Source organism: Flavobacteriaceae bacterium (assembly GCA_014075215.1).
Taxonomy (GTDB): domain Bacteria; phylum Bacteroidota; class Bacteroidia; order Flavobacteriales; family Flavobacteriaceae; genus Polaribacter.
Map to the genome: position 1 here is coordinate 2,018,889 of CP046177.1, position 12,413 is coordinate 2,031,301.

General features: G+C 28.2%; 14 protein-coding genes. 13 read left to right on the forward strand and 1 reads right to left on the reverse strand.

Translation table 11 applies throughout. The features are described from left to right. Positions 1–21: 21 nt before the first annotated feature. From GKR88_09925 to GKR88_09980, 12 genes are all read left to right on the forward strand, one after another. Positions 22–309 carry a hypothetical protein gene (locus GKR88_09925; GenBank protein QMU64569.1) on the forward strand — a complete coding sequence of 96 codons (288 nt, stop codon included), beginning with the start codon at positions 22–24 and terminating at the stop codon, positions 307–309. After that, on the forward strand, positions 306–935 hold the full coding sequence (locus tag GKR88_09930) for a hypothetical protein (GenBank protein QMU64570.1): 630 nt from the start codon (positions 306–308) through the stop codon (positions 933–935). The genes GKR88_09925 and GKR88_09930 overlap by 4 nt, the downstream gene beginning before the upstream one ends. 3 nt (positions 936–938) lie before the next feature. Then, a complete protein-coding gene (locus tag GKR88_09935; GenBank protein ID QMU64571.1) occupies positions 939–1,466 on the forward strand; it encodes a redoxin domain-containing protein in 528 nt (175 codons plus the stop codon). Positions 1,467–2,007: 541 nt separating this feature from the next. Next, positions 2,008–2,379 carry a transposase gene (locus GKR88_09940; GenBank protein ID QMU64572.1) on the forward strand — a complete coding sequence of 124 codons (372 nt, stop codon included), beginning with the start codon at positions 2,008–2,010 and terminating at the stop codon, positions 2,377–2,379. Further along, entirely contained in the window at positions 2,379–3,236 is an 858-nt protein-coding gene (locus tag GKR88_09945; protein QMU64573.1) for an IS3 family transposase, read from the forward strand. The genes GKR88_09940 and GKR88_09945 overlap by 1 nt, the downstream gene beginning before the upstream one ends. Before the next feature lie 227 nt (positions 3,237–3,463). Continuing rightward, a complete protein-coding gene (locus tag GKR88_09950) occupies positions 3,464–3,784 on the forward strand; it encodes a hypothetical protein (GenBank protein QMU64574.1) in 321 nt (106 codons plus the stop codon). 74 nt (positions 3,785–3,858) lie between these two features. Further along, positions 3,859–4,659: a GLPGLI family protein gene (locus GKR88_09955; GenBank protein ID QMU64575.1), complete on the forward strand. Its 801-nt coding sequence runs from the start codon at positions 3,859–3,861 to the stop codon at positions 4,657–4,659. Then, positions 4,629–7,319: a TonB-dependent receptor gene (locus GKR88_09960; GenBank protein ID QMU64576.1), complete on the forward strand. Its 2,691-nt coding sequence runs from the start codon at positions 4,629–4,631 to the stop codon at positions 7,317–7,319. Before GKR88_09955 ends, GKR88_09960 begins: the two co-directional genes overlap by 31 nt. 188 nt (positions 7,320–7,507) lie before the next feature. Then, entirely contained in the window at positions 7,508–8,053 is a 546-nt protein-coding gene (locus GKR88_09965) for a hypothetical protein (GenBank protein ID QMU64577.1), read from the forward strand. Positions 8,054–8,120: 67 nt separating this feature from the next. Next, the gene (locus tag GKR88_09970; protein ID QMU64578.1) at positions 8,121–8,366 is read left to right on the forward strand and encodes a hypothetical protein; all 246 of its coding nucleotides are present in this window, start codon (positions 8,121–8,123) and stop codon (positions 8,364–8,366) included. Beyond that, on the forward strand, positions 8,363–8,761 hold the full coding sequence (locus tag GKR88_09975) for a PIN domain-containing protein (protein QMU64579.1): 399 nt from the start codon (positions 8,363–8,365) through the stop codon (positions 8,759–8,761). Before GKR88_09970 ends, GKR88_09975 begins: the two co-directional genes overlap by 4 nt. A gap of 285 nt (positions 8,762–9,046) precedes the next feature. After that, positions 9,047–11,542, forward strand: coding sequence for an N-6 DNA methylase (locus GKR88_09980; GenBank protein QMU64580.1), 2,496 nt, complete (start codon positions 9,047–9,049; stop codon positions 11,540–11,542). Positions 11,543–11,829: 287 nt separating this feature from the next. Here the strand turns inward: GKR88_09980 and GKR88_09985 are convergent, their stop codons facing one another. After that, a complete protein-coding gene (locus GKR88_09985) occupies positions 11,830–12,030 on the reverse strand; it encodes a hypothetical protein (GenBank protein ID QMU64581.1) in 201 nt (66 codons plus the stop codon). A gap of 171 nt (positions 12,031–12,201) precedes the next feature. Here GKR88_09985 and GKR88_09990 point away from each other — a divergent pair, with 171 nt between their 5' ends. Then, positions 12,202–12,408 (forward strand): helix-turn-helix domain-containing protein, encoded by a 207-nt coding sequence (locus GKR88_09990; protein ID QMU64582.1) that lies wholly within the window; start codon positions 12,202–12,204, stop codon positions 12,406–12,408. Positions 12,409–12,413 lie beyond the last annotated feature (5 nt).

The following is a 12,413-nucleotide window of genomic DNA, read 5'->3' on the forward strand; positions in this document are numbered from 1 at the left end:
GTGTTTATTAAAATGATTACAATGGATTTAATGTTTGACTACTTAAAAAATGAAATTAAAGAAATTATTAGTATAAAATGTATTAAACAAGATATTAATAAATTAACTATTAAAAGTAATTATTATTACTTTAACTTAAAAAAACAAGAAAGCAACTACATTTTTTCTTATAATTGGAATTTCGGCATTTTAGGTAAATTTATTTTTAATAAAAAGTTCAATAATATGCTTGAAATTCTTAAAATAATCAAAGATTATTCTGATGAAAATAATATAATATTATCTACAATATATAAAAGCAAAAAATGAGAAATAACTATATATTATTTTCATTCCTTGTGTTTTTAAATTTTATACTTGGCTATCTTTCAAAAGAACTTTTAAATTCTGATGAATTACTTTTAAACTTTCTAGGAGAAAATTTTTCTAAAGAACAACTTAATGGCTTTATATCAACTCAAAATAAAATTGAAAGATTAAGTTATCTATTTATACCTTTATTTTTATTTTTAAAAATTACAATTATCTCTTTCACTCTTGAAGTAGGAATTTTCTTTTTTGATAAAAAAATTAAATTTAAAAAGTTATTTAACATAGTTGTGAAAGCAGAATTCATATTCTTATTAGTCATTATCTCTAAAACCGTTTGGTTTTACTATTTTCAATCAAACTATACAATTCAAGATTTACAACACTTTCATCCGCTTTCTGCTTTAAATATTGTTGGATATCAAGGTTTAGAAACTTGGTTTATCTACCCTTTTCAAGTTATAAATATTTTTGAATTAGTTTATTGGTTACTTCTAGGTCATATGATTAGTAAAGATATAAACTCTAATTTAGATAAAGCAATGACAATAGTTGCAAGTAGTTATGGTTTAGGCTTACTAATTTGGGTAGTTGTTGTTATGTTTTACAATTTAAATATGAGTTAAATTATGAATAAAAAAAAGATACTACTTATAATCATTTTTTGTATAGTTTGCCTACTATCTTATTTAGGGTATAGTATTATTATAAAATCAAAAGAAAAAAATGAGATTGCTAAGCAAATACAAACTATTCCAAAGTTTGAATTAAAAACATTAGAAAATATTTCATTTACAAACTCAAATTTACAAACTAATATCTCTACTATTTTCATTTACTTTAATAGTGAATGTGATTTTTGTCATCACGAAGCAGAAAGTATAAGTCAAAATAAAAATAAGTTTAAAAAAGTTCAATTTATTTTTGTTTCAACAGAAAATATTGACACTATCAAACAGTTTTCAGAAAAACACAAATTAAACAATCAATCCAATATAACTTTTTTATATGATAGTGATTACCATTTTACTAATAAATTTGATGCTCAATCTATTCCGTATATTTTAATCTATAATAAAAATAAAGAGTTAATCAAAAAGCATAATGGTCAAATAAATGCTAACGGAATTTTAAGGGTATTAAATCAAAATGACTAAAACAATAAATACGTCTCAGAAATACCTACAACAAACTTTTACAATGCAACACGACCAATCTGATTGTGGTCTTTATATAAAAAGCCAAAAATTCTACTATTAGACGAGTTTACCTCTGCAATGGATAGAAAAACAGAGTAGTTTGTTTTAGATTTGTTGAATAAGTTAAAATCTGAATTGACAATAATTTTTATTTCTCACAGATTACATTCTTTACCGAAAATTGCTGACCGAATTTATGTTTTGGAAAACGGGATTATTACTAACTTTGGGAATCACGAAAAACTTATGGAATCAAAAAATTTTTATAGTGAATTCTGGACTGATTTGGGGCTTGAATCATGAACTGAATAACGCCCAGTTGCCAACATTGTATAAAAATAATAGCGGTTTAATCGCTAAAATGAAACAAAGTAAATATAAAAAGGGTCTGTGATTATCCGAAAAGTAAGTGCGACAAAATCCGCTACTATTCTTATACGAGACCGTTGGTAGCCATTATGACCCGTCCTGAAATATGTATACAAAAAACAACAAGTATATGTATAAAAATGATGGATATGTAAGACGTTATAGTGAGAGTTTTAAACTCAAAGTATTAGCAGAACTTACCAAAGGAAACCATTCCAAAAGACAAATTGCCTTAACTTACGGCATACAATCTAGTACGATAAACGTATGGATTAAAAAATATGACCGTAAAGATTTAATGAACACCCGTGTAACCGTGCAAACAGACGACGAATTATCCCGTATTAAAGCCCTTCAAAAAGAGCTAAAACAACTCAAAGATCTTCTTATTAAAAAGGATCTAGATAAACTTGTGAATGATAGTTATCTTGAAGTAGCTGCTGAAAATCTTGGCTATAAAAATGTTGAAGAATTAAAAAAAAACTTAAACATAAAGCCTTAATGAAAATAGCACCGATTAATAGAAAAAAAAGAAGGTACGCCATCGCTACTATTTGTAATGCTTTCGAGTTAAAAAGAGATGCTTATTACAAATATCAAAAAAGGTTTGTTCTTAAAAAACAAATAGAACAAAATGTAATAATGCTTGTTAAAAAAAGCAGGAAAACATTACCCAGAGAAGGTACTAGAAAGCTAATGAAATCCTTACATAATGATTTTAGGAAACAGAATATAAATATAGGTAGAGACCAGTTATTTAGAATCTTAAAAGAAAATAATTTGTTAATTAGAAGGAAAAAATATTCTTCTAAAACAACCAACTCTTACCATCGTTTTTATAAATATAAAAATATCATAAAAGACCTGATCATTAATAGACCTAACCAAGTTTGGGCTTCGGATATTACCTATATAAGAACTATAAATGGATTTTGTTATTTAGCACTTATTACTGATATGTATTCAAGAAAAATAGTAGGCTATGATATTAGTGATAGTTTAGAACTTAAAGGCTGTGTTAGAGCTTTAAATAAAGCTATTTATCAAACTAAAAATACCGAAGAAATCATACATCATTCTGATAGAGGAATACAATATTGTAGCAATGTTTATACTCAAATTTTGAAAAGAAAAAAGATACAAATCAGTATGACCCAAGAAAATCATTGCTACGAAAACGCAATGGCCGAAAGAGTTAACGGAATTTTAAAAGATGAATTCTTCCTCGACCAAACATTTACAAATATCAATCACGCCAAAAAAGCAACAAAAAATGCAATCAAATTATATAATAATAAAAGATTACATTTATCTTTAGATTATAAAACACCTAATTACGTGCACAAAAATGTAGCATAAATTTTAATAATTAACTGTAGCCCTATTTTAGGACGAGACATTAGAACCGAGTAAACAGAGTGAATTTAAGACCATCCGATTTACGGAATTAGCACAAAAAAAAGAAAAACACTCTCTGGAAAAGTTAAAAAGTGGAAACCTAAAAAGTCGAAACCGTGGAAAAACCACACGAAGAATAGCGGCTAATTAAATTGTTCTTCTAACTAATTTTATAAAACAAATATATTATGAAAAATTTATTTTTATCAGTAGTATTATTACTAACAGTTTCATTTACTTTTGCAACAAATGATGTAGAAAAAGATTCAACATTTGATGTTGCAATTGTTGAAATGACCAATTATGCAGAATTAGCAAGTGTTGATTTTACAATGAACAGTGATATATCTTACTCTATCTCATCAGAAGCAGAAGCGGCAATTTGTGGCTTTACTTTTTCTTGGGACACTGACGAATTTGGTTCAGGAAGTACTTGGGTTGATTGTTCTGACGACACATTTGGGTCTTTTAGCGATTTTATGGATGTAATAATGGCATGGTTCTTTTAATAAGAGTTTGTGTTTTAATAGTTAAAATATAGGGTTGGTAAAAATTATCAACCCTATTAAAAAAAAAATAAAAAATGAGACTCTTATTAATATTATTTAGTATCCCTTTTGTTGCTTTATCGCAAATTGAAAAAGGGTACATTGAATACAATTATCAAGTACCTGCTGAAAAGGTGATTATTAAAAATGCAATTCTTGAATTTAGCAATAATAAATCTTTATTCATATACAATAGAACTGATTTACTTAAAAATGATAACTCTGGAATAAAATCTGAAGGCACAAACGTTAAAGCTAGTTTCAGCATTTCTGACGATTATGGCACACAAGTATATAGAGATTTTACTAATAAAATTATAATAAATAGATTTGCAAGAATCAATAAGTTATTTAATCCTTTTAAAGTTGAAGATAATTGGATAGCTATCAATTGGGGAATTAAAGACGAATACAAACAAATTGGAAAATTTAAAGCACAAAAAGCTATAGGTGTGTATAGGGGAAGGACATATACAGCTTGGTTTACTGAAGAAATACCTTTGCCATATGGACCTTGGAAATTATTTGGTCTTCCGGGACTTATTTTAGAAGCAGAAGATTCTGAAAAGATGTTTAAGGTAGAATTTAAAAGCATAAAATATCCTTGTAAATGTGATTTCATTATTAAAAAACCAACTACAGAAGAATCAAAAACCCTCAAGGAGTATGTTGAATTTAGAGATAACTATAATGATTATGTTTTTAAAAAAATGAAATCTAAACTACCAAGAAATATTGCAAATAAAATGAGGCAAATACCAAAAAAAGGTCATAAGAGAAAATATAGAGGTGAAAAAGTATATGAATGGGAAACAGAAGAGAAAAAAGACAAATAGTATTTTCAATTGCATTTATATTCTTCCTGTTTTCAACATCAGTTTCTGCTCAAATTAAAATAAGTGGTTTTGTGAAAGATAGCACAAAAGTAAGAGGAGTTTTTGCAAACGTAGTTTTAAAAACAAGTGTTGATAATTCTATCATAACATATGTTATAACAAATAATGACGGTAGTTACTCTTTAAAAATTAAAGAAACCGGGAAATTCAATTTGATTTTCTCTGCTCTTTCATTTGAAACAAAAATAATTCCATTAACAATAAAAGGCACAGAAAAAAACATCAATATTGATGTTTTTTTAAATTCTAAAACTGTTAAACTCAATGAAGTTATTATACAAGCAAACAAGCCAATAACAGTCAAAAAAGATACTGTTATTTTTAATGTAAAATCCTTTTTACAAGGTAACGAACAAGTAGTGGAAGATTTACTAAAAAAAATACCAGGATTAACGGTAGAAAGTGATGGGACAATAAAAATAGGTAATAAAGAAATAGAAAAAGTAATGGTAGATAGCGATGACTTCTTTGAAAGAGGTTACAAAATTCTAACAAAAAATATGCCACCAGACCAAATCGATAAAATTGAATTATTACAAAGATATTCAAACAACAAGTTGCTTAAAAATGTAGAAGAAAGTGATAAGGTCGCTTTAAACCTTGTATTAAAAGAAGATGCAAAAAGAATTTGGTTTGGAAACATTAATTTAGGTTATGATATTACATTAAATAACAGATACAAAATTAGTAGTAATTTAATGAATTTTGGTAAGAAAAATAAATATTATTTTCTCACTAATTTTAACAATGTTGGTTATAATGTCACAGGCGATATTAATCATTTAATACGTCCTTTTCTCTATGGAGAACCAGCAAGTATTGGCGACAATCAAAGCGTAAATACATTAATCAACTTAAATTGTTTTACACCAAACTTTAAAGCATCAAGAACCAATTTTAATAATACAGAATTGGCATCATTAAATGCAATTTTCACCTTATCTAAAAAAGTAAAACTAAAAACACTTGGGTTTTTTAATTGGGATGAAAATGATTTTTTTAGAAATTCCGCTCAAAATTTTAATATTAACGGAATAGAATTTACAAACACCGAGGATTTTGTATTACGGAAAAAGAAATTTATAGGTTTCGGAAAAATAGATTTAACCTATGATATTTCAAAAACTAAAATGCTTGAAGTAACAACAAAATATAACAATCAAGATACTGAAAATACAAGTAATTTGAATTTTAATAGCCAACAAACAGTAGAAATTTTAAAAGACAGAAACACCTTATTTGACCAAAAAATCATATACACAAATAAATTTAAAGACAACAAGGTTTTCCTGCTTACAGGACGATATATAAACGAAAAAACACCTCAAAACTATACAATCAATCAATTTTTCTATCAAGATTTATTTCCGAGTTTTATCAATACAAATAATGTGCAACAATTAAGTGAAAACAAAATGCAGTTTGCTGATTTTGAAGCACATTTATTAGATAGAAAAGAAAACGATAATTTATTAGAATTACAATTTGGAAACGAGTATAGAAAAGACGAATTGTTATCTTCCTTTTTGTTAAAAGAAGACAATGCTATTTTAGAAACACCGACAGATTATCAAAACATAACGACATACTCTGTAAACAATTTATATTTCACATCAAAATACAGAATAAAATTGAAAGATGTTGCAATTACAGGAAAATTAGATTTTCATCAATTATTCAATCAGTTAGTACAAAATAATAAAACAGAGCAACAACCTTTTTTTATAAATCCAACCGTAGGTTTAGATTGGAAAATAAACAATAAAAACAGAATACGAACCTCGTATTCCTATAACACCACAAATGCTAAAATTTTAGATGTTTACAATAATTTTGTTTTAACAGATTTTCGTTCTTTCTCAAAAGGAATAGAAACGTTTAATCAATTAAATGCTTCAACTGTGTTTTTAAATTATCAATTAGGTAATTGGAGTGATGTGTTTTTTGCTAATACATCCATTATTTACAGTAAGAATTTTGATTTTTTTTCAACAAACTCTTTTATAACTCAGAATTACTCACAAGCAGAAAAAATTATTATTAAAGACAGAGAAATTCTATCTATTAATACTAATATTGACAGATATTTTAAATCTTTATCATCAAACTTAAAATTAAATTTAGGTTATTCAAAATCAAATTATAAAAATGTAGTTAACAATTCTGTATTACGAGAAGTGAAATCGACTAATTATAATTACGGTTTTGAAATTCGTTCTGCTTTTAAAGGTTTTTTTAATTACAATATTGGTTCAAAATGGACAGTAAACGAAATAAAAACTACTATAAATAACTCATTTACAAATAACGAATTGTTTTTAGATTTGCTTTTTGAGATTAATGATAATTTAAATTTCCAAATTCAAAATGAACGTTATTTTTTCGGAAATATAGATTCAGAAAATAACACTTATTATTTTTCGGATATCGAAGCGAGATATACTTTAAAAGAAAATAAATTAAGTTTTTCATTGTCGGGTAAAAATCTGTTTAACACAAATACTTTTAGAACATATTCAATCAGTGATATTAGCACATCAACAACCGAATATAGATTACTACCAAGATATGTGCTTTTAAAAATGGAATATAGGTTTTAGCTTTATGGAATATCAACAACGGCTACCAACACGGTATAAAAATAATAGCGGGTTTTGTGCTAAATTCAAAGTGAGTATCTTTGTACAAAGTTTAGTGATAAATTGAAAGGCAAGTGCTTTTAAATCCGCTACTATTCTTATACAACAACGTTGTAAATAATGCTGAAACTCACTCAAAAAGATAAAATGTGGAAACAGTAATTATAATCTTAATAGTTGGATTTATTCTTTATCAACTTTTCAAATTCTTTGCAAGTGAGGAAAAGACAGTCAAGAAAAATAGAATTGAAACGAATAAAAAAGTTCTTGAACAAAAGGAGGAAATTGAAGGCAATCAAAAGAGAAAAAGCTATACGACTGAATTTCAAAAATCGATGATGCGACTGAATACGACTTTGGTTAATTCTGCCAAGAGTGAGTTTGAGGAATTTAACCTGAACGAATACTCGATTGAGCAAAAATTTGACTGGTTCTACGTCATATCTTTCGGATTTAAAAACAGAATTTTGAGCTATAATTTTGTTTTGGAAACAGAATCAAAAGAATTGGAAAACCCAATGTTCACTGAAATGAATGCAAAAGTAATTGTTTACCCAAGTTCGGTGCTGATTAAAAATGAGGATGAATTTAAGAAAGCTTACGAATTAGAAAAGTCATTTTCAATTCTAACTGACATTAAGAAATCATTGGAGCACGATGAGTATTTGAAAAAAACATCAATACCAAGCGACTGATTTTTAAATAAACTGAATGGAAAAGCAACGTACGATAATTTGATTATATTGCATAAAAACAAAAAGAATGGGAAGTTTAACTATTTCAAATAAAACTCTAGATAAATATTTCGGCTATTTGAAAAACTTAGATAATAATAGTAAAAAAAGTTTAATTATTAAATTAACTAAATCAATACAAACAAAATCAAAAAAACCATTTGACATCAAATCGGTCTTTGGTGCTTGGCAAGACCATAGAACTTCAGACGAAATAATTAATGAAATCAAATCTGCTAGAGTTGATAAACGAAATAATTTGAGTTTAGAATGAAATATTTATTAGATACGAATATCTGCATTCACCTATTTCGTGGAAAATTTAACGTAATAGAAAAATTTCAAGAAATAAATCTCAATGACTGCGCAATTTCAGAAATCACTCTTGCGGAACTAATCTTTGGTGCAGAGAATAGTCCTAACCCAAAAAAGAACTTTAAAATAGTTGATCAATTCTCGGAACAAGTTAAAATCCTTCCAATTTTTAATTCAATACGGATTTATGCAAAAGAGAAAGTCCGTTTAAGAAAAAAGGGAATAATGATTAGCGATTTCGACTTATTTATTGGTTCTACTGCAATTGCAAATGAATTGACTATGGTTACGGAAAATGTGAAAGAGTTTAAACGAATTTTAGGTATTGAAATTGAAAACTGGGTACAAAGATGAGGAAGGCACTATTTACAACATTGTATAAGCGTAATGCGGATGAAAGTGCTAAACTTGAATAAATTGAAAATTAACAAACATATTGCTAAACCGAAAGGTAAGTGTTTCAAAACCCACACTACGCTTATACTTTCCCGTTAGTCTTCATTGAAGGAGACCGAATTTTCAATAAAAACTGATGTAAAATTGAAGGTATTTGTATTTTGAAAACGAAATATTGACAACGAAACAAATGAAAGAAGAAAATGATTCGTAAATTTATGAATTGAAATTAAAGGAATTAATATGACAGAAATAAAAGACGGATATATAAGAGATTACATCTCTGGAGAACAAGTTAAAGCAACACCGGAAGAGGTTGATGCTGTTCAAGTATTTTCAAAAATGCTTGTTGAAGATTATGGTTATCCAAAGGAAAACATTCAAACAAGACCGCAGTTCAGAGTTAAATCACATCCATCTGATAAAAAAGGATACCCTGTTGATATAGCAGTTTTTAGTAAGTCTGAAAAAAATGACGATAATGCTTACATTATTGTTGAATGTAAGAAAAAAACCAAAAAAGATGGTTTAGACCAATTGAAAGATTATTTAAAATTTTCTAATGCTTATCTTGGAGTTTGGTTTAATGGTGAAGAAACTTTATTTCTTCGGAAAATTGAAAAAAATGGGAAAGTTTATTTTAAAGATGACATTCCCAATATCCCAACCTATACCCAAAGATTGCAAGATATTGGGCTATTTAAAAGAAAAGACTTAAAACAAACTCATAATTTAAAATTCAAATTTGTCTCAATAAGAAATTATCTTGCTGGTAATGCTGTCGGTATAACAAGAGATGAAGAACTTGCAAGACAAATTATTAATTTGATTTTGTGTAAACTATATGATGAGAAATTCACAAAACCCGATGATATTGTTCAATTTAGGGCGGGAATGGAAGAATCAATCAAAGATGCATCCAATCGCATAAAAGCACGTTTTGAAGAAGCAAAAAATGTTTACCCTGATGTACTTGACAAAAAAGATACTATTGAGTTAGATGATAAGTCGCTTGTTTATGTGGTTGGTGAACTGCAAAACTATTCATTGATGGAAACTGAACGTGATGTTGTTGGTGATGCTTTTGAAGTATTTATCCACAGGGCATTAAAAGGAGGGCAAGGTCAGTTTTTTACGCCAAAAAATGTTGTAAAAGCGGCAATTCAAATACTTGATGTAGATGTAAATGATAAAGTTATTGACCCTGCTTGTGGTTCAGGGGGGTTCTTAATAGAAGCATTAAAATATCAATATACAAAAATTGAAAAGCGTGGAAAAGAATATAATTGGCCACAAAATGAAATTGACAATGAGAAAAACTCAAAAGCAAGTGTAAATATTAGAGGAATTGAAAGGGACAATTTTCTAAGTAAGGTTGTTAAAGCCTATATGGTAATAATGGGAGATGGCAAAAGTGGTATTTTCTGCGAAGACTCACTTGAACCAATAAAATCTTGGCATAATAAAACACAATCAAGTATCCAATTTGGCACATTTGATATTCTTCTTGCAAATCCACCTTTTGGGGCAAATATCCCTGTGGTTGGTGAATCTAAATTAAGTCAATTCCCATTAGGTTACAAATGGAAAAAAAAGAAAGATGGAAGTTGGGAGAAAGGCAAAGTTAGAACAAGTGAAGCACCCCAAATTCTATTTATTGATAGATTTTTAGATTTATTAAAAGATGGTGGTAAAATGGGCATAATATTACCTGACGGAGTATTGAGTAATCCTACCACTGGTTATATTATTCAACACTTATTGAATAATGCCGAATTAATTGGACTTATTGATTTGCCTATGAGTACTTTTTTACCATATACACCAACCAAGACACATTTAATATTATTGAAAAAAACATCAAAGCCAAGAAAAGACTATTCTTTCTTTATGAGTTATGCTAAAACTTGCGGACACGATAAGAGAGGACGTAAGATTTATGAAGATGAAATAGCACTCATTCCTAATCACCTAAAAGAATTAGAAAATGGAGGGTCACCATCACATCTTGGTTTTAAAATGAAATTTAGTGAAATAACCAATAATATTTTATTGCCAAAATACTACAATCCTGATATTAACTTTGAACTAAATAAATTTGTCGAAAGTGGTAAATACACAGTAAAAACAATTAAACAACTGGTTGATGAGAAAACAATAACTGTATCTCGTGGAAATGAGGTTGGTAGTGAAAATTACGGAACTGGCGATGTGCCTTTTGTTAGAACATCAGAGGTTTCTAATTGGGAAATTGTTGCTGATTCAACACATTGTGTATCAGAAGATGTTTATCTCGAATATAAAACAAAGCAAAATATTGAAATAGAGGATATTCTTGTAGTAAATGATGGTACTTATTTGATGGGCAGAACAGCAATGGTTACAGATATGGATTTGAAAATCGTATTACAAAGTCATTTTAGAAGAATTAAAGTTATTAATAAAAAAGCGATGTCACCATATTTACTTCTGACTATGCTTGGTTTGGAAATTGTGCAACGACAAATTGAATCAAAATCATTTAGACAAGGTACAATCTCTACTCTTGGTAGTAGATTACTTGAAGTTAGAGTACCCGTTCCAATTGACAAAAATGAACAAAAGAGAATCATTGAAGAAGTTAAAATCATAGTTCAGAACAAAAGAGATGCAAAATACCACGCTCAGAATTATGAAATACTTGGAAAAAAAGAGAATCTAATGGGAATTAAAAATAAGGCTAAACTTGGTAATTTATAGAAAAAAATAACAACGAAAGGCTAACAAAGGCTATACGTAATTTGGGCAACGTGCTAAATTTGAACTTAGTAGCTCTAAATAAAATTTGTAATAAATTGAAAGTTAATAGTTTCAAAACCCCAAACTACGCATAGCCGAGACCGTTAGCTACAATAGCCCTAAGAAAGGTTAGTGGTAATTTCCCCACCGCACAAGAGGTTTTTATTTGATTTTGCCAACACACTGACAAGCACATTGCGCCTGCCCTTCGGGACATTCACAAAGAGCTTGCCTTCCAACCCTCAGATTTAAGAATTTGAATTTCGTTTTCGAGTTGGGTACAATTTCTGCTTAAAATCTGTGATTTCATCTTTCAATTTCTTGTTGGCACTATTCAATAATTCATTTTGATACTTCATGATACTTAATAGGTCATGTATGGCATTGAGGTTTTCCAGTTGAACGGAAACGATTTTTTCTAAATCAGCTTTGGTATATCTTCTGCTCATAATAATTGCTTTATGACAATAATTAATTTTTACGAAAATACAATAAATTATTGTTTTGTAAAATTTAAATTCGATTTAACAGCAAGAAATTTACATGAAACTACAATTAACAGGGAAAACTAAGAGTTTTAAGCTTTGTATATTTACACCAAACAGCAATTTAATTGCACAATGGATAAAATAAATTACAATCGGATAAAAGCGGTTTTGGCTGAAAAGAACGTGTCATCAAAGGAACTTTCAAAGCATCTCGAAAAAACAGAATCTACCGTTTCGAGATGGTGCACTAATGATGTCCAGCCTTCGGTTGAAGTGTTTTATCAGATAGCCTTATTCCTAAAAGTTGATATAAGAGATCTTTTCGTTTCCACAATGTAAATCTT